This is a genomic window from Alkalithermobacter paradoxus, from assembly GCA_002029295.1.
GTDB lineage: Bacteria > Bacillota > Clostridia > Peptostreptococcales > Peptostreptococcaceae > Alkalithermobacter > Alkalithermobacter paradoxus.
The window spans coordinates 110,311-129,086 of record MZGW01000001.1 but is presented as its reverse complement, the minus strand read 5'-3'; the positions used below and the strand labels follow the sequence as shown (position 1 = coordinate 129,086).

The following is an 18,776-nucleotide window of genomic DNA, read 5'->3' as shown; positions in this document are numbered from 1 at the left end:
TCATAATTAACCTATGTGTTATAAAAGGCAATGTATATTGTAGCATACATTGCCTTTTTAATTATATAATAGTTTATTGTTTTTTGATAGTTATTTAAATTCTACTGTTACTGTGGAATTTAAATCCACTTGAGAGTCTGGTCTTGGATTTTGATTTACAGCAACTCCATTTCCGACAATTTTCAATTTAAGACCTAACCCCTGTAATATATTCGATACTTCTTTTACTGTCTTTCCTTCTAAGTTAGGAATTATTACTGTCGATAAATCACTATCATTATTTTTAACATACAGTATTATATTTGACCCTACAGGAACTTTTGCCTGAGGTTTAGGAAACATGTCAATTACAACAGAATCCCCTTCTGAATGCATATGTGGTTCTACAGTAAAATTGAGATTCCTTTCAAGAAGTATTTTTCCTGCATCTGATAATTTTAGGTTTCTAACCTCTGGTACTGTAGTTTCTTCTTTTACTAAATCTGCTTTTTCTTCTTCAGTATATGAAGGTTTTATATCTAAGTATCTTAATGTATCATAAATTATCTCTTTAGCTACAGGTCCAGCAGTTAAACTACCAAAGTGACTTTCCCCTCTTGGTTCATCAATTACAACTAAAACAGCTATCTCTGGATTATCACTTGGAGCTATTCCGACAAAAGATGCAATATAATGACCACTTGCATACCTTCCATCTATAACCTTTTGAGCTGTTCCTGTCTTTCCACCAACTCTATATCCAGGTATATACGCTACCTTACCTGAACCATTTGAAACTACTGATTCCATTATTTCTCTTATAGTTCTAGAAGTCTGTGATGATATTACTTGTCTTACTAACTCTGGTTCAAATCTCTTTATAAGATTACCTTTAGAGTCTACTAATTCTTTTACAACTCTAGGCTTCATAAGTTTTCCGTCATTTGCTATGGCTGCAATAGATGTTATAAGCTGCATAGGTGTTACAGATATACTCTGCCCAAATGATATTGTCGCAAGTTCTACAGGTCCAACAGCCTTTTTACTGTACATAAGACCACTTCCCTCACCAGGTAAATCTATACCGGTTGCAGAAGTGAATCCAAACGCATTTATATATTCATACAATTTATCAACACCAAGTCTTTGGCCTACTTCAACAAAAACAGGGTTGCATGAGTTTTCTACTGCCTCAGTAAATGTTTCTCTACCGTGAGGATTATAATGTCTCCAACATTTTATCTTTCTATCAGCTACCATTATATATCCTTTATCATAAAATTCTTCTTCTGGAGTTACAACACCTTCTTCTATTCCAGCTGCAGATGTTATAAGTTTAAATGTGGACCCTGGCTCATATATATCATTTACCATTGGATTTCTCCACATTTGAAACCAACCTTTTATTTTGTCTTTCTCATCATATTTTGCAAGTTCTTCTTCAAACAACTGATACAATGGTTTTCTTGGATCATTCGGATCATAATCAGGTTTTGCTGCCATAGCAAGTATATCTCCTGTCTTGACATCCATTACTATCGCATATACCCTTTTAGCTTTGTTTATTTCTAGTGCCTTGTCTAAAGCCTTTTCAGCGTAATGCTGAATAACTTCATCTATTGTAAGTACTACACCCATACCATCTTGCGGTTCATTGTATCTTTCATTTGAAAAAGGTATTTCTCTTCCTGATGCATCTGTATTTATTATAAGTCTTCCCGGAACCCCTCTTAAATGCTTATCATACTCTAACTCTATAGCTGCAACTCCAGCATTATCAGCAGAAACATGGCCTAATATGTATGATGCAAAGTTACCGTATGGATAATACCTTTTGTTATCTTGTGTAACCCATACTCCTGAAAGCCTTAATGATCTTATTTCATTAGCTTTGTCATCATCTATCCATCTAGCTAATCTAACTAACCCCATATTCTTAGTTTTTAGTCTTCTTAGCATAACATCTTCATCTTCTTCTAATATAGCGGCTAATGATTTAGCTGCTTTCTCTGGTTCCTTTATTTCTACTGGCTTTGCCCAGACTATGTGCTTTGTAATGCTAACTGCAAGTTCCTTTCCTTTTCTATCATATATAGTTCCTCTCTTAGCTTCAATTGGTATATCCCTAGTTTGTTGAGATAAAGCTCTATCTCTTAACCACGGTCCTCTAACTAACTGTAAGTACCCTATTCTAAATATAAGACCAAAGAAAGCTACTATAACAACAAGCAGCAACATAACAAGCCTTTTTCTGTTTCTTATACTCAATCTAGCCAAAACTTAGCCCCCCAACTACTTAATCTACATTTATATAAACAATCTGCTCATCATCTGGGTAATTCATATTTAATCTTTTCTTCGCTTCTCTTTCTATATATCCACTGTTACTTAGCCTTTCTAAATTAAGATGTAACTCTCTTTTTTTGTTTTCTATCTCTCTTAGTTCTCTATTTAATGCGTGTATTTCATATTTCAAAGTTGAAATAATTGCATATCTGCACATAAGTGACAAAACTATACCTACTATAATGAATAAACCTATTTTAATTGGGTTAATACTTTTACGTTTCTTTTTTGAATTTTTTTCCCTATAAATTTTATTCTTCTTTCTATTCTTATATTCCTGTAAACTTCTTATCTTTTCACCATTATTCATACTATCCCCCCAAGCAAAACCCTAAACTCTTTCTGCTACTCTTAATTTTGCACTTCTTGATCTAGGGTTTTGATCTATCTCTTCTTCACTAGGAAGTATTGGTTTTCTCGTTATAACTTTTAATATTTGAGCCTGATCGCATTTGCATATAGGAAATTCTTTCGGACATATGCAATCGCATTCTAATTCCTTGTAAGTATTTTTAACTATTCTATCTTCTAAAGAATGAAAGGTTATTATACATATCCTTCCGTGTTTATTCATCATATTTGCAGCATCAACTATTGCTTTATCTATTATCCCTAGTTCGTTATTTACTTCAATTCTTAATGCCTGAAATGTTCTCTTAGCTGGATGTGGTCCATCTATTCTAGCTTTTTTAGGTATCGCCTTTTTTATTATATCTACGAGCTGTCCAGTTGTACTTATTTCACCATTCTTTCTTTCTTCCACTATAAATTGTGCTATTCTTTTTGCCCAATTTTCTTCTCCATACAGTTTTATAATTCTTTCTAGTTCTTTCTCACTATAGTTATTTACGATATCTTTAGCTGTCAAAGGATTTCTAGTGTCCATCCTCATATCTAGTTGTGCATCTTGCATGTAAGAAAATCCTCTCTCTCTTTCATCAAGTTGATGTGAAGATACACCTAAATCTAGTAGCAATCCATCAATTTTTTGCACTCCTATTTTTTCAAGCTCTTCCTTTAAATTTACAAAATTCCTATGAATTAATTTAACTCTATCGTTATAATCTTTTAATCTTTCATATCCTACTTCAATAGCATTTATATCTTGGTCAAAAGCTATTAAAAGTCCCTTATCACTTAGCCTTTTAGCTATTTCTAATGAGTGTCCAGCTCCTCCTAATGTACCGTCTACATATACTCCATCTGGATTTATATTAAGATTTTCTATACATTCATTTAACAAAACAGATACGTGATTAAATTCCATTGTTTTCTCTCCTCTATCTACATTCAATTACTGTATTTTGGGTTATTTCTAAGATATTTATCTGCTAAAAAACAAATTCCTATCGTTAGTATACTTATTACCTGGGCAGTTCTTAATGGCCCAATCATTAAACTATCAATTCTAAAGCTCTCTACTATAAATCTCCCTACTGAATATATTCCTGCGTAATATATAAACACCTGTCCTCTATATTTTGCTTTGTCCCTAAATCTTATTAAAAATAAGAAAAGACATATATTCCAAAGAGATTCATATAAGAAAGTAGGGTGTACTTTCACTCCATCTACTGTTATTGCCCAAGGCAAATTAGTTGGCCTACCGTATGCTTCTTGATTGAAAAAATTACCCCATCTTCCTATTGCTTGACCTAATATAAGGCTTGGCGCAGATATATCTAAAATTGTATTAAAATCAATTTTATTCACCTTGCAATATATATAAGCAGCAATTACTCCGCCTATAATTCCTCCATGAATTGCAAGTCCTCCACTTCTTATATTTATAATTTTTAATATATCTCCTTTATAATATGCCCAATTAAATATAACATAATATATTCTAGCACCAACTATAGCACTCGGTACAGCTATTAAATATAAGTCTATTAATTTATCTTCATTTATATCTAATTTCCTTCCTTGTTTTACAGCAAGTAAAATACCAAGTATTATACCTGTTGATATGAGTATTCCATACCATCTAATATCTACTCCTAATATACTAAAAGCCACAGGATTCATAAAATCACACCTCCAACAATGAATAAAGCTAGGCTTTAAGCCTAGCTTTATTATAATTCTACTTTATTATTATGTCAATTTTTCAACATTTTCAAGTATTCTACTTAGGATTTATAATAGATATTACAGAATACTCCTCTTTGAAATGATTTTCAAATCTTTTTACTACATCTTCAAAATTTACACCCTTTAAAACCTCAATGTAATCAATTAGATTTATTCCTTTAAAGTGATATGATATAAAATTATTAGCTATAAATTCTACTGAATCAAAGTATTTTAAGAATCTACCTATTTTCTTTCTTTTTATTCTTTCAAAATCTTCTTGACTTAATCCTTCTTTATTGTACTTAGCTATATGATTAAATATTATTTCTTTCACTTTATAAGGATCTTTAGATTCTCCTCCTACGATAGTGTACCCATGATCTATATGCCCCATATAGTCACACCCGAAATTTTCATTTATCAGTCCATTTAGGTACAATTCTTCATAAAGACTGCTTCCTTTTTTAAATATCATATCTAACACTATTTCTGTTTCCATTTCTTTCTTTAGCAATCTTTCACCATCATAATTCACATCAGTATCTTTAAAGGCTATATTAAACATAGGAATAGATACTGTTAGATTCTCTACTATCTCTTTTTCATTTATCTCATTTGGTTCACTAGGATAAAACCTCTTAATTTCTCCCTGTAACTGACTAAACTCTTTTTTCATGCTTTTATTTACAGTTTCCATAACTTTATCTATTTCAAGATCTCCAACTACAAATAGCGCCATATTTCCCGGGCTATAAAAAGTGTTATAACAGTCGTAAAGCTCTTCTTTAGTTATTTTATATATACTTTCAACAGTACCTGCTATGTCAACTTTTGTTGTATGTTTTTGGTACATAGCCTTTAGTGTATTAAAATACACTTTCCAGTCTGCATTATCATTGTACATATTTATTTCTTGTTCTATTATACCTTTTTCTTTTTCTACGTTCTCATCAGTAAAATAAGGAGTTTGAACATAGTCTATCAAATGTTCTAGACATTCATAAAAGTTATCTGTAGCAGAGAAAAGATACGCTGTCATTGTAAAATTAGTATATGCGTTAGCGCTAGCCCCAAGGTCTGAGAATTTATCAAATGCATTACCTCCACCTGGTTGTTCAAACATCTTATGTTCTAGAAAGTGAGCTATACCCTCATTAACTTTTATCTTATTTTCTTTATTAAATGGAATAAATTCTAAGTCATTAGATCCATATTTGGTTGCAAACACAGCATATTTTTTAGTAAAACCACTCTTTGGCATAAAAAATACTTCAAGCCCATTATCTAATTTTTCATAATAGATTGTTTCTTTTAATATATCATTAAATATTTTCTTCATTCTTTACCTCCTTAGTTTCTCAAGAAATACACTGTATCTAGTTTTATTTCTTGACAAGAGTCTACAACCTTATCTATAGTCACATTATTTATCTTTTCAATTATAGAGCTTAAATTTTCTTTTGTTCCACTTATAGCTTGAGAATAATAAAATTCTGTAAGTCCTCCTAAACTATCCTTAACTGAATTTATAGAGTTAATCAAAGACTTCTTGCTATTATTTATTTCTTCATCTGAAATTTCACCTTTTTTCATTTTTTCTAGTTCTTTATTTATAAGTTCTAGTGCTTTATCGTAGTTATTTATCTCTATACCTGACCCTATTAACATTATAGATTTATACTTTTCGATAGAAGAGTATATATAGTAACACAAGCTTTCTTTTTCTCTAACATTCATAAATAATTTAGAATGAGGTCCTCCTCCTAGAATACTTGAATATACCATTAAGGAATAATACTTTTCATCTTCATAATCTACATTTGTTCTAAATCCTAAAACTATTTTTCCTTGCGTTACATCCATTTTATCAATTACATTTTTTACACTATCTACATCAAATCTTATTTTTTCTTTAGGAATTGTGATTATATTAGATCTTTCAAAGTTGAATATATTTTTCACGTCATTTATCACATTTTCTTTTTCAAAATTTCCTGCTACTACAATATCTATAGGTGATGTTTTTATTACTTCTTTATAGTGATTGTATAAAGATACTTCATCTATAGAATCTAAATCTTCTTCATAGCCGTATTCATGTATACTAAAATTTTCATTTTTACACATTTCTTCTATACATCTTTCTATAGAATAATGGTTTTTATCATTTATTCTTCCTCGTATTCTATCTCTTAAATTGTTCTTTTCTATCTCTACATATTCTTTTTTAAATCCATTATTTTCTACTAATGGATTGCTTATTATCTCATTTAAAAAGCGTAATCCTTCTATAAATATGTTTTCGTTTATATATATATCATTTGTAATAGCTAATTTAAAGCTTAGTATACTCTTTTCTCCTTTTTTACTTGTATCGCATAATATACTAGCTCCGTATAGCTCATCTAATTTCTTAGATATTTCTCTTTGACTTTTGAAGTTCATACTTCCACTTTCTAGTAAGCTAGGTATCAAAGCATTTTTTGTAACTTCATTTCTATTTAGAGGTCTTTGCATATAAACACTTACTAGGTTTGTCTTGAATTTAGGAGTGTTTATTAATATTAAGTTCAATCCTTCTCCTAAGTTTATTTTTTCTATTGTATCCAAAATTACTACCTCCTTAATTTTGTATCAATTTTATTTTCTTATATAATTCTTCTACTAGTATACTGTTATCATTTACTGGTCCTATATAATAATATTTAGTTTCATCTGAAACATATAATTTTCTAAGTACATACTCAGCTAAAGATCTTATTTGTATAGTTTCAAACATAGAAGTAGGTATAACCAAATACAATAAATCTATACCATATTCTAGCAATTCCTCTCCTATTTTTATTATATCCCTTTTATGATTTTCTAAAAGAGCTAATTTTATTTTTATATTGTCTTTTTTTTCATTTAATAATTGATTTTTTATCTTTTCCCTAAATATTATATCTTGATTTAAGTCATTTTGTTCTTTAAGGCCAACAAGCAATATGCCCATATTATCGTTTTTTTTGTTCAGATAAGCCAATATATTATCTTTATATACATTAGCTATTTCTTCTGAGTCCCAAAACACTCCTGTAACCTTAATATTTACACCGTACTTTATAAGTTCCATATTTTCTACTCTTTTCTGAAATGTTTTATATTCTCTTCCTTCAGTTAAAAACATTGGGCAAAATATTATTTCCTTATATCCTTTATTTACAAGATCAGCAACTATATTTTCTAAATAGGGCCTTGTATATAAATTAGAGTTTAAAACTGTATAATTAGGACCTAGTTTATTACTTAATTCCTTTCTAAATTGATAGCTTCTATTTTTGAATTCACTTGATCCTAATTTCTCATACATGTCCTTGTATCTATGTAATTTGTATACACTTGTAAATAAAGAATACACACCATCACTTTCATAAATTTCCCTGGATCTTTCTTTTAGATTGTACTTTCTGTCTTCTCCTTGATAAACTAAAATAACTGCCTTTTTATCTTGTGGATTATATGGTTCTAAAATGCTATAATCTACTTTTTCCTTATAAAAAATAACTAATACTAAATTAAGAATAATATATGAAATAACAAAACATTTAAATAGATTTTGGGTATCTTTATTTTGGAAAGCTTTATATATAGATATAGTAAAAATTACAATAAACATATTTTCTAAAAATCCATCAAATATTAATATTGAAAAAAACGACATTCCTAAGAGTATTTTTTTATACATATCCATCACCTAACTTTATAGCTTTATATTAAAGTATGAAAACTTTAAAGATAAAAGAACATCAACTGATTTTGTAATCATAAGTATGTCTATATTTGAATTTCTTATTTGCATTGACTTTGTATATGAGTTATAATTTTTCTGTATGCCTTAAACAATTTTGTATAAAATTTAAATTATAAATAATACATGAGAGGAAGATTTAAATGAAACTAGGTATAGTTGGATTGCCTAATGTTGGTAAAAGTACCCTTTTCAATGCTATAACTCAAGCAGGAGCTGAGTCTGCAAACTATCCATTTTGTACAATTGAGCCTAATGTAGGGGTTGTTTCTGTTCCTGACGAGAGATTATTAAAACTTAAAGAATTATATAATTCAGAAAAAGTCGTTCCTACAGCTATTGAATTTTGCGATATAGCAGGTCTTGTTAGGGGAGCTAGTAAAGGAGAAGGATTAGGAAATAAGTTCTTATCTCATATAAGAGAGGTTGAATCTATAGTTCACGTTGTTAGATGCTTTGAAGACCCTAATGTTGTTCACGTTGATGGATCTGTTGACCCTATAAGAGATATAGAAACTATAAATATAGAACTTATTTTCTCAGATATTGAAGTGTTAGAAAGAAGAATACAAAAAACTCAAAAAGCAGCCAAGTCTGATAAAGCTCTTGCTGGTGAACTTGATATATTAAATAGAATAAAAGAAACTTTAGAAAATAATATGTCTGTAAGATCTATGGATTTTACTGATGATGAAAGAGCTTTTGTTAAACAACTTAATCTGCTTACAGACAAGCCTGTAATTTATGTTACTAATGTTTCTGAAGACGATTTATCTGACGATGGGGCATCTAATGAGTATGTTAACAAAGTTAGAGAATTTGCAGCTATGGAAAATGCTCAAGTTGTTGTCATATGTGCTCAAATAGAAGCTGAAATTTCAGAGCTTGACGATAGTGAAAAATCTGAGTTTTTAAAGGATCTAGGGCTAAACGAGTCTGGTCTTGATAAATTAATAAAGGCAGGTTACTCTTTACTTGGTCTTATAAGCTTCCTAACTGCTGGACCTAAAGAGGTTAGAGCTTGGACAATAAAAGCTGGAACAAAGGCTCCTCAAGCAGGTGGTAAAATACACTCAGATATAGAAAGAGGATTTATAAGAGCTGAAACTATTGCATATGATGATTTAATCTCAGTTGGTACAATGACTACTGCAAAAGAAAAAGGTCTTGTGAGACTTGAAGGTAAAGATTATGTAGTTAAAGACGGGGATGTTATACTATTTAGATTTAATGTATAAAAAAGTCTTTCTTTGAATAGACTTTCTTGAAATTCATAATGGAAATTATAAATTATCCACAATTCAAAAAGTTTATAATTTCCTATTCATTATAAAAAAAGAAGTGAAGATATCTTCACTTCTTTTTTATTTATTACATTTCAGCCATTCTCTTATAAGTTTGGTATCTTTCCTTAGCTTCTTTTTCTGCTTTAGCAAATAACTCTTCTGCTTCTTGTGGGAATGAATTTACAAGTGTAGTATATCTTACTTCTCCCATTAAGAAGTCTTTGAAGCTTTCTTTTGGCTCTTTAGAGTCTAATATAAATGGATTCTTACCTTGTTCTTTAAGCTCTGGATTGAATCTGTATAAATGCCAGTATCCACAGTCGACAGCTTTTTTCATTTGGTTTTGAGTACGTCCCATACCTTCTTTTATACCATGAGCAATACATGGAGAGTATGCTATTATTAATGAAGGTCCATCATATTTCTCAGCTTCGATTACAGCTTTCATGAATTGATTTTTATCAGCTCCCATAGCAACTTGAGCAACATAAACATATCCATAGCTTGCAGCTATCATACCAAGATCTTTCTTCTTAACTTTCTTTCCAGAAGCTGCGAATTTAGCAACAGATCCTGTAGGAGTAGCTTTTGAAGACTGTCCTCCTGTATTTGAGTAAACTTCTGTATCAAATACAAGTACGTTTACATTTTCTCCTGAAGCAAGTACATGATCAAGTCCGCCATAACCTATATCATATGCCCAGCCGTCTCCACCGAAGATCCAAACTGATTTTTTAACTAAGAAATCTTTCTTCTCTATTATTTCATCAGCTATTTCTTTAGCTTTAGCATCTTCTATATTAGCTGAATTTAATACTGAAAGTAAGTTTTCACTTGCTTTCTTAGAAGCATCTCCATCATTCATCGTTTCAACCCATGTTTTGAATGCTTCTTTTAATTCTGATGATATGTTAAGTTCCATACCTTCAGTCATAATATCTTTTAATCTGTTTCTCATTTGCTTAACTGCAAGTGCCATACCGTATCCGTACTCTGCATTATCTTCGAATAAAGAGTTTGCCCAAGCAGGTCCTCTTCCATTTTTATCTTTGCAGTATGGAGTAGATGGAGCAGATCCTCCCCAAATTGAAGAACATCCAGTTGCATTAGCAATATACATTCTATCTCCATATAATTGAGTTATAAGTTTTGCATGAGAAGTTTCAACACAACCTGCACATGCTCCTGAGAACTCAAGAAGTGGTTGTGCAAATTGACTTCCTTTAACAGTATCACGAGGCATTAAGTCATCTCTAACTGGTAAAGTCATAGCAAAGTTCCAGTTTGGAATTTGTACTTCATGTTGAGTTTCAACTTCTTTCATTATTAAAGCTTTCTCTTTTGTTGGACAGATATCTGCACAGTTTCCACATCCTGTACAATCCATAGTTGTTACTTGCATACGATATTGTAATCCTTCAAGACCCTTACCTATAGCTTTCTTAGTTTCAAATGCAGCTGGAGCATTTTTAAGTTCTTCTTCAGTAGCTAAGAAAGGTCTTATAGCTGCGTGAGGACAAACAAATGAACATTGGTTACATTGGATACATTTATCCATTTGCCACTCTGGAACAGTTATAGCTATACCACGTTTTTCGTAAGCAGCAGTACCATGAGGGAATGTTCCATCTTCTGATCCTACGAAAGTACTTACTGGAAGAGAATCTCCCTCTTGTCTATTCATAGGAATTAACACTTTGCTTATGAACTCTGGAACATTTTGTGATCTTGTTAAAGCAGCTTCATCAACAGCTCCTGACCAAGAAGCAGGTACTTCTACTTTTACAAGAGCATCTATACCTCTATCAACAGCCATATTGTTCATATTTACTATTTTTTCACCTTTTCTACCATATGACTCAACTATAGCTTCTTTTAGGTACTTAACAGCATCATCTATAGATATAACATTAGCAAGCTTAAAGAATGCTGATTGCATTATCATATTTATTCTATTTCCAAGACCTATTTCTTCTGCTATAGCAGTAGCATTTATGATGTAGAAGTTGATGTTATTGTCAGCTATATACTTTTTCATTGAAGCTGGAAGATTTGCATCTACTTCTTCTTTAGTCCATTTACAGTTAAGAACAAAAGTTCCACCTGGTTTTAATCCTTTTAATAAATCGTATTGATTTACATAAGATTGGTTGTGGCACGCAATAAAGTCAGCTTCATCTATTAAGTAAGTTGATTTTATTGGCTTTTTACCAAATCTTAAGTGAGAAATTGTAACCCCACCAGATTTCTTAGAGTCATAAGAGAAATATCCCTGAGCATATAAATCTGTTTTATCTCCTATTATCTTAATAGCACTCTTATTTGCTCCAACAGTACCATCAGAACCTAATCCCCAGAATTTACATCTTATAGTTCCTTCAGTAGCTGCATTTATCTTTTCTTTTGAATCTAAAGATAAATGAGTAACATCGTCAACTATACTTATTGTAAATCCATCTTTAGGATTTTCAGATTTTAAGTTATCATATACTGATTTGATGTGAGATGGAGTAGTATCTTTTGATCCTAAACCATAACGTCCACCAACTATTAAAGGAGCATTTTCTTTATTGTAGAATAAAGAACGGATATCAAGGTAAAGTGGCTCTCCTATTGCTCCTGGCTCTTTAGTTCTATCAAGTACAGCTATTTTCTTAACTGTAGCTGGTAAAACATCAAAGAAATACTTAGCTGAGAATGGTCTGTATAGATGTACTTTTATTAATCCTACTTTTTCTCCTCTAGCTGATAAATAGTCTATAGTTTCTTCTATAGTTTCTGTAACAGATCCCATTGCAACTATTATATTTTCTGCATCTGGTGCACCGTAGTAGTTAAATGGCTTATAATCTCTTCCTGTTAATTTATTTATTTCCTTCATATAGTCATTTACTATATCTGGAACTCTATCATAATATGTATTGCAAGCTTCTCTTGCTTGGAAGAATATGTCTGGGTTCTGAGCTGTACCTCTTGTTACAGGGTGCTCAGGATTTAAAGCTCTATTTCTAAACTCTTTAACAGCTTCTTTGTCAACAAGTTTAGCAAACTCATCATATTCTATAACTTCTATTTTTTGAACCTCATGAGAAGTTCTGAATCCATCGAAGAAGTGTACGAAAGGTACTCTTGATTTTATAGCAGATAAGTGAGCAACTCCTCCTATATCCATAACTTCTTGTACTGATCCTGAAGCTAAAAGTGCACAACCTGTTTGTCTAGTTGCCATAACGTCTGAATGATCTCCAAATATAGAAAGTGCATGACTTGCTACTGCACGAGCTGTTACATGGAATACTCCCGGAAGTAATTCCCCAGCTATTTTGTACATATTTGGTATCATAAGTAATAATCCTTGAGAAGCAGTGAATGTAGTAGTAAGCGCTCCTGCAGCTAAAGAACCATGAACAGCTCCTGCAGCTCCTGCCTCAGACTGAAGCTCAACAACCTCTACCTCTTGTCCGAAAATATTTTTTTGTCCAAATGCTGACATTTCATCAGCGTATTCTGCCATAGGCGATGATGGTGTTATAGGATATATAGCTGCAACATCAGTAAACGCATAGGCAACGTAACCAGCAGCCGTATTTCCATCCATCGTCTTCATTTTTCTTGCCATTAAATTTCCCTCCTCATTTTTTATTCAACTCGGTTTTTCAACCAAATTGTGAAATCATCTTTTAGTTCAAATTGAGTATACAATTCTGACATTTGGATAATTTTATTTTTCACAATTATTGTACACTATTTTCAAAAACATTTCTACGATTATTCGTAATGTATACTCTATACATTATTAACTATTACCATACCATATGATTTTTATACGAAAAAAATGACCTAAGTAGGTCATTTTTTCATTTAGTATCCACCTTGAGATGTTCCTCCTGTAACTACAGCAACTGATGAACTTGCTCCAATTCTTGAAGCTCCAGCTTCAATTACAGCCTTAGCATCTTCTTCATTTCTAACTCCACCAGATGCCTTAACTCCAATTTCTGGTCCTACAGTATCTCTCATAAGTTTAATATCTTGTGGTGTAGATCCACCAGTTCCAAAGCCAGTAGAAGTTTTTACATAATCAGCTCCTGCTTTTTTTGATAACTCACACGCTATTTTCTTTTCTTCATCAGTTAAATAACATGTTTCTATTATAACTTTAACTAAGGCTTTTTTATCTGCAGCCTCTACTACAGCTTTTATATCATTTTCTACATAATCATATTTCTTATCTTTAAGTGCTCCTATGTTAATAACCATATCAACTTCATCAGCACCCTTTAATATAGCATCTTTAGTTTCGAATGCTTTAACCTCTGAAGTGTTAGCTCCTAAAGGAAATCCTATAACTGTACAAACCTTAACATCTGAACCTTCTAATTCTTTCTTAGCAAGAGGTATATAAGATGGATTTATACACACTGAGAAAAATCCATACTCTCTAGCTTCTTTACAAACTTTTTTCACATCATCTTCAGTTGTTTGAGCCTTTAATACAGTGTGATCTATAATTTTTGCTATTTCCTTATTCATGAGTTTCCTTTTCCTCCTAAATTAAATACATGTATTTGTTTTTATTTTTATATTTATTTTTAAAAATTATTCAGCTATTAATTCTACCATATCTCCATTTTTTACTCCTGCTGCATTTCCTTCTTCTACATCTACATGCATTTCTAAAGCAAATGTTGGATGTACTCTTACTAAAACATTTTCAAATACTACAGATCTTTCTCCAAAAGTTTTTATCTTAACTCTTTGTTTATCAACTACATTGAATTTTTCAGCATCATCAGTATGCATATGTATATGTCTTGCTGCAGCAATTATTCCCTTATCAATTTCAACCTCACCTTTAGGCCCAACAATTTTAGCTCCTGGTGTTCCCTCTATATCTCCAGAATCTTTAACAGGAGGCATTATTCCTAGTGCAAATCCATCTGCAAAAGAAACTTCAGCTTGTGTTTGTGGTCTTGCTGGTCCTAAAACTCTAACTCCTTTAATAGTTCCTTTAGGTCCTACTATATCAACCTTTTCATTGCAAGCATATTGTCCAGGTTGAGAAAGGTCTTTAAAGTGAGTTAATTCGTAGCCTTCTCCGAATAATATTTCTATGTGTTCTTTGCTTAAGTGAATATGTCTGTTAGATAAAGCTATAGGTAATTTCATAACTTCAGCTCCTTTTATATTATTTTATTTTTAACAACATAATTATAACTTATATATACATAAAAAATCAAATCCTATTAACGTATTATGCTTTTTAGAATATCAAAAAACTGAGGAAAAGAAATATTTACGCAGCTTAAATTGTCTATATGTGTACTTCCATCTGCTATTAAACTAGCCACAGAAAATGCCATCGCTATTCTATGGTCATCAAAACTTTCAATATATGCACCTTTCAGTTTAGTAGGCCCTTTTATTATCATTCCATCTTCTAATTCTTCTATCTTAGCTCCCATCGCTTTGAGATTTGAAACAACACTTTTTATTCTATTAGATTCCTTAACCTTAAGTTCATTTGCATCTTTTATTATTGTAGTTCCTTCACATTGAGTTGCTAAAACTGCTATGATAGGTATTTCGTCTATAAGTCTTGGTATTAATTCTCCACCTATTTCTACTGCCTTTAACTTCGAGTACCTAACTAGTATATCCCCAATTTCTTCTCCACATATAATTCTTTTATTTAATATTTCAAAATTACCGTTCATTTTTTCTAAAACATCTAAGATTCCAGTTCTAGTAGGATTTAGTCCAACATCTTTTATAAGTAGTTCTGATCCTTTTATCATGCTAGTTGCACACATAAAAAATGCTGCAGATGAAATATCTCCAGGGACATAGATATCTTGAGAATATAAATTTTCTACCTTATTTATAAGTATTTCATTTTTGTCAGCTTTTATATCCCCACCAAAAGCTTTAAGCATAATTTCGGTATGATTTCTACTTTTTGAAGCTTCCGTTATTTTAGTTTTAGAATCTGCATACAAAGATGCTAATATGATTGCAGACTTAACTTGTGCTGATGCTACTGGCATATTATACTCTATACCCCTCAAACTTCCTCCTTCTATAGTTATCGGAGTAAAATTACCATCATCTCTTCCCTGTATAATAGCTCCCATATCCCTTAATGGATTAGTTACTCTGTTCATAGGCCTTTTAGATATAGACTTATCTCCTACTAAAGTCGATTTGAAATTTTGTCCCGCAAGTATACCCATCAAAAGCCTTATTGTTGTTCCTGAATTTCCAACATCTAGATATTCATATGGACTTTTAAGTCCTCTAAGTCCTACGCCTTTTACTTTTACATTATTATTTTTTTCTATACTTATATCTACTCCCATTCTTCTAAAACAATCTACTGTACTTAAACAGTCTTTTCCCATCAAAAAATTTTCGATATAGCTATTTCCGTTTGAAATAGATGATAACATTATTGCTCTATGTGATATAGATTTATCTCCTAAAAGTTTAACCTCACCCCTTAGGCGTGAGATATTATTAAAGTTCATTTTTTACCTCCTTAATAGTAATTAATATTTCTTCTTCTGTTACATCATCAAATACATCGACCTTTCCATAATCTATAGGAAGTATTAAGTTGTATTTAGAGAAACTATTCTTCTTATCTTTCTTCATAATATCTAATATTTCTTTTTCATCTATATCTTTAAATGTGGTTGGAAGATTAAAGTATTTATAAACATCTAATAATTTATAGTAGTACTCACTATCTATAAGTTCTCTTCTAAGGGCAAGCTTAAACGCCATATTAGTGCCTATTGAAACTGCATATCCATGAGATAGTTTGCCTATTTTTTCAAGCCCATGCCCAAAGCTATGTCCTAAATTTAATATTTTTCTTATTCCATTTTCTCTTTCATCTTCTTTAACCACTTTTATTTTTATATCAGCACATTTTTTTACAACCTCTTTTAGAATATCTATATCTAAATTCAATATTTTTTCTTTGTTATACTCTATAAACGAAATAAAGTCATAATCCCATATAAGTCCATATTTTATAACCTCTGACATACCACCTATAAAGTCTTCTCTTTTTAATGTCTTTAAAGTAGAGATATTTGAATATATATATATAGGATTATAAAATGTTCCCATAACATTTTTGTAATTTCCTATATTTATTCCTGTTTTGCCACCTATAGAACTATCTACTTGAGCTAGTAATGTAGTTGGGCAGTGAACTAAATCTATTCCTCTCATATAAGTTGAAGCTACAAATCCTCCTATATCTCCAACAACACCACCACCTAGTGAAATCACTAAAGATTTTCGAGTTAGTCCACTGGATATAGCATATTCAAATATATCACTATATACTTTTAAGCTTTTAGATTCTTCTCCTGGAATTAAGCTATATATATAAGTTTTGTGATTAGATAATTTCTTAAGTACAGAGTCTATATATATTTTTTTTACGTTTTCATCAGTTATAATCAGTATTTTGTCGTAATTATTTTTTAAGACTAGATTATCAAAATTATTTTCTATATGTACTATAATTTGTTTTTCCATCCTCTACTTTTAAGCCTTTCTAAGTAATTTTTATAATTTGAAATTATATCACTTATATTGTCACTACCAAACTTATGCATCATAAACTTAGCTATAACAAATGCACATACATTCTCAGCAACTACAGATGCTGCCGGAACTGCACAATTATCAGATCTTTCTATTGACGCTTTGTAATTTTCTAAAGTATTGATATCTACGCTATTTAGTGGTGTATAAAGAGTTGGTATGGGTTTCATAACACATCTTACAACAATTTCTTCTCCTGTGCTCATTCCACCTTCTATCCCACCTAAATTGTTAGTTTGTCTATAAATACCTCTTGATTGACTGTAGTATATCTCATCTTGAACCTTAGATCCACTTAATTTTCCTAATTTAAACCCAAGTCCAAACTCAATTCCTTTTATACCTTGTATTGACATAAGTTCTAATGCTAAATTGGAGTCAAGCTTTTTGTCGTAATGTACGTAAGATCCTATACCTATTGGAACATTTTTTATCCTTACTTCAAATATCCCACCTAAGCTATCTCCATTTTCTTTAGCTTTTCTTATATTTTCTATAAACCTTTCTTCATAAAATTCATCTACACATCTCACTTCAGATTTATCTACATTTTCAATTATATCTTCAAATTTGTATGTATTTTCAACTTCATCTTCACCTATGCATATTACATGACTTGTAAATTTAATATCAAATATGGATAAGAACTCTTTGCAAAGTGCACCAACAGCAACTCTTATAGCTGTTTCTCTTGCACTTGATCTTTCTAATACATTTCGTATATCTTCAAAATCATATTTAAATGCACCAACTAAATCTGCGTGTCCAGGCCTTGCTTTAGTTACTTTTCTACTTTCAACCTCTATATCTCCTATAGGGTCCATATAGTTCTTCCAGTTTTCAAAATCTTTATTTTTGATTTCTATAGCTATAGGGCTTCCAATAGTTATATTCCCTCTTACTCCTGATAATATATTTACTTTATCTTTTTCTATTTCCATTCTTTTTCCTCTGCCGTACCCTTTTTGCCTTTTGTTAAGTTCATTATTTATATTGTCAATATTTATCTTAAGATTTGATGGCATACCTTCAACAATTGCAATTAGTGTCTGACCATGAGATTCTCCTGATGTTAAATACCTTATCATATACCTACCTCTTTTATTAAACGTAAAGTCATAGTTTCAATATCTTCTAAAGCATTGTTATTATCTTTAACTTCTACTTCATCTGTATTTGGTATATACAGATCACCTAAAAGCTTAGTATTTATACTCCTATAAAAGAAGTCTATAACTATCTTAGATCCTAAAAATTGAGTGGTGTATTTTTTTGCACCCCCAATAGAAACAAAAAAGCCTACTCTATGTTTATTTCTATCAATCGAAGGCTTTTTCAGTATGTATTTACTAGCATAAAATGCTTGAGTTCTATCTATCAATGATTTTAATTTTGCTGGAATAGAGTCAAAATAAACAGGAGATATTACTACTGTTCCACTTGACATATCGAATTTCTTATACAAGCTTTTCATATCGTCATTTATGTGGCACACTCCCTTTGCACTACAGTAACCACATGCATTGCAATACTCAATATTCATTTCCCATATATTTATTATTTCATAATCAACATTTTCTTTTTCGAGTGTAGATTTAATGTTGCACAAGGCTTGATAGCAGTTTTTACTTTTCCTTGGACTAGCATTTATTAGCAAAATACTCATTTTCTTCTCC

General features: G+C 31.0%; 15 protein-coding genes. 1 reads left to right on the top strand and 14 read right to left on the bottom strand.

Features of this window, described 5'->3' with window-relative positions:
* Nucleotides 1–90: 90 nt before the first annotated feature.
* The 7 genes from CLOTH_RS00665 to CLOTH_RS00635 form a co-directional block, all read right to left on the bottom strand.
* Nucleotides 91–2,256 carry a stage V sporulation protein D gene (locus tag CLOTH_RS00665; protein WP_331721945.1) on the bottom strand — a complete coding sequence of 722 codons (2,166 nt, stop codon included), beginning with the start codon at nucleotides 2,254–2,256 and terminating at the stop codon, nucleotides 91–93.
* A 19-nt stretch (nucleotides 2,257–2,275) separates the two neighbouring features.
* Nucleotides 2,276–2,635 (bottom strand): septum formation initiator family protein, encoded by a 360-nt coding sequence (locus CLOTH_RS00660; RefSeq protein WP_079410195.1) that lies wholly within the window; start codon nucleotides 2,633–2,635, stop codon nucleotides 2,276–2,278.
* A gap of 21 nt (nucleotides 2,636–2,656) precedes the next feature.
* A complete protein-coding gene (rsmH, locus tag CLOTH_RS00655) occupies nucleotides 2,657–3,592 on the bottom strand; it encodes a 16S rRNA (cytosine(1402)-N(4))-methyltransferase RsmH (RefSeq protein ID WP_079410193.1) in 936 nt (311 codons plus the stop codon).
* A 23-nt stretch (nucleotides 3,593–3,615) separates the two neighbouring features.
* Nucleotides 3,616–4,353 (bottom strand): prolipoprotein diacylglyceryl transferase, encoded by a 738-nt coding sequence (gene lgt, locus CLOTH_RS00650; RefSeq protein ID WP_079410191.1) that lies wholly within the window; start codon nucleotides 4,351–4,353, stop codon nucleotides 3,616–3,618.
* Nucleotides 4,354–4,453: 100 nt separating this feature from the next.
* Entirely contained in the window at nucleotides 4,454–5,740 is a 1,287-nt protein-coding gene (gene yfmH / locus CLOTH_RS00645; RefSeq protein ID WP_079410188.1) for an EF-P 5-aminopentanol modification-associated protein YfmH, read from the bottom strand.
* Between the two features lie 11 nt (nucleotides 5,741–5,751).
* Nucleotides 5,752–7,011: an EF-P 5-aminopentanol modification-associated protein YfmF gene (yfmF, locus tag CLOTH_RS00640; RefSeq protein WP_331721944.1), complete on the bottom strand. Its 1,260-nt coding sequence runs from the start codon at nucleotides 7,009–7,011 to the stop codon at nucleotides 5,752–5,754.
* 13 nt (nucleotides 7,012–7,024) lie between these two features.
* The gene (locus CLOTH_RS00635; RefSeq protein ID WP_079410184.1) at nucleotides 7,025–8,134 is read right to left on the bottom strand and encodes a CbiX/SirB N-terminal domain-containing protein; all 1,110 of its coding nucleotides are present in this window, start codon (nucleotides 8,132–8,134) and stop codon (nucleotides 7,025–7,027) included.
* 200 nt (nucleotides 8,135–8,334) lie between these two features.
* Between CLOTH_RS00635 and ychF the strand changes: the two genes are divergently transcribed.
* Nucleotides 8,335–9,429, top strand: coding sequence for a redox-regulated ATPase YchF (ychF, locus tag CLOTH_RS00630; RefSeq protein ID WP_079410182.1), 1,095 nt, complete (start codon nucleotides 8,335–8,337; stop codon nucleotides 9,427–9,429).
* Between the two features lie 133 nt (nucleotides 9,430–9,562).
* Here the strand turns inward: ychF and nifJ are convergent, their stop codons facing one another.
* The 7 genes from nifJ to CLOTH_RS00595 form a co-directional block, all read right to left on the bottom strand.
* On the bottom strand, nucleotides 9,563–13,096 hold the full coding sequence (gene nifJ / locus CLOTH_RS00625; RefSeq protein WP_079410180.1) for a pyruvate:ferredoxin (flavodoxin) oxidoreductase: 3,534 nt from the start codon (nucleotides 13,094–13,096) through the stop codon (nucleotides 9,563–9,565).
* 242 nt (nucleotides 13,097–13,338) lie between these two features.
* On the bottom strand, nucleotides 13,339–14,010 hold the full coding sequence (gene deoC / locus CLOTH_RS00620) for a deoxyribose-phosphate aldolase (protein WP_079410178.1): 672 nt from the start codon (nucleotides 14,008–14,010) through the stop codon (nucleotides 13,339–13,341).
* Nucleotides 14,011–14,076: 66 nt separating this feature from the next.
* Entirely contained in the window at nucleotides 14,077–14,646 is a 570-nt protein-coding gene (gene pduL, locus CLOTH_RS00615; RefSeq protein WP_079410176.1) for a phosphate propanoyltransferase, read from the bottom strand.
* Between the two features lie 77 nt (nucleotides 14,647–14,723).
* A complete protein-coding gene (gene aroA, locus CLOTH_RS00610; RefSeq protein WP_079410174.1) occupies nucleotides 14,724–16,004 on the bottom strand; it encodes a 3-phosphoshikimate 1-carboxyvinyltransferase in 1,281 nt (426 codons plus the stop codon).
* Entirely contained in the window at nucleotides 15,994–17,031 is a 1,038-nt protein-coding gene (aroB, locus tag CLOTH_RS00605) for a 3-dehydroquinate synthase (RefSeq protein ID WP_079410172.1), read from the bottom strand. The genes aroA and aroB overlap by 11 nt, the downstream gene beginning before the upstream one ends.
* On the bottom strand, nucleotides 17,013–18,188 hold the full coding sequence (gene aroC, locus CLOTH_RS00600; RefSeq protein WP_331721943.1) for a chorismate synthase: 1,176 nt from the start codon (nucleotides 18,186–18,188) through the stop codon (nucleotides 17,013–17,015). The genes aroB and aroC overlap by 19 nt, the downstream gene beginning before the upstream one ends.
* On the bottom strand, nucleotides 18,185–18,766 hold the full coding sequence (locus tag CLOTH_RS00595) for a flavodoxin family protein (RefSeq protein WP_158080429.1): 582 nt from the start codon (nucleotides 18,764–18,766) through the stop codon (nucleotides 18,185–18,187). Before CLOTH_RS00595 ends, aroC begins: the two co-directional genes overlap by 4 nt.
* Nucleotides 18,767–18,776: the final 10 nt, after the last annotated feature.

Excerpts from the sequence above, each read along its gene's own strand:
- CLOTH_RS00635 (WP_079410184.1), bottom strand. The coding sequence starts at position 8,134 with ATGGATATGTATAAAAAAATACTCTTAGGAATGTCGTTTTTTTCAATA.
- CLOTH_RS00660 (WP_079410195.1), bottom strand. The coding sequence starts at position 2,635 with ATGAATAATGGTGAAAAGATAAGAAGTTTACAGGAATATAAGAATAGA.
- lgt (WP_079410191.1), bottom strand. The coding sequence starts at position 4,353 with ATGAATCCTGTGGCTTTTAGTATATTAGGAGTAGATATTAGATGGTAT.
- aroB (WP_079410172.1), bottom strand. The coding sequence starts at position 17,031 with ATGGAAAAACAAATTATAGTACATATAGAAAATAATTTTGATAATCTA.
- aroA (WP_079410174.1), bottom strand. The coding sequence starts at position 16,004 with ATGAACTTTAATAATATCTCACGCCTAAGGGGTGAGGTTAAACTTTTA.
- nifJ (WP_079410180.1), bottom strand. The coding sequence starts at position 13,096 with ATGGCAAGAAAAATGAAGACGATGGATGGAAATACGGCTGCTGGTTAC.
- deoC (WP_079410178.1), bottom strand. The coding sequence starts at position 14,010 with ATGAATAAGGAAATAGCAAAAATTATAGATCACACTGTATTAAAGGCT.
- pduL (WP_079410176.1), bottom strand. The coding sequence starts at position 14,646 with ATGAAATTACCTATAGCTTTATCTAACAGACATATTCACTTAAGCAAA.
- yfmH (WP_079410188.1), bottom strand. The coding sequence starts at position 5,740 with ATGAAGAAAATATTTAATGATATATTAAAAGAAACAATCTATTATGAA.
- rsmH (WP_079410193.1), bottom strand. The coding sequence starts at position 3,592 with ATGGAATTTAATCACGTATCTGTTTTGTTAAATGAATGTATAGAAAAT.
- aroC (WP_331721943.1), bottom strand. The coding sequence starts at position 18,188 with ATGATAAGGTATTTAACATCAGGAGAATCTCATGGTCAGACACTAATT.
- CLOTH_RS00595 (WP_158080429.1), bottom strand. The coding sequence starts at position 18,766 with ATGAGTATTTTGCTAATAAATGCTAGTCCAAGGAAAAGTAAAAACTGC.
- ychF (WP_079410182.1), top strand. The coding sequence starts at position 8,335 with ATGAAACTAGGTATAGTTGGATTGCCTAATGTTGGTAAAAGTACCCTT.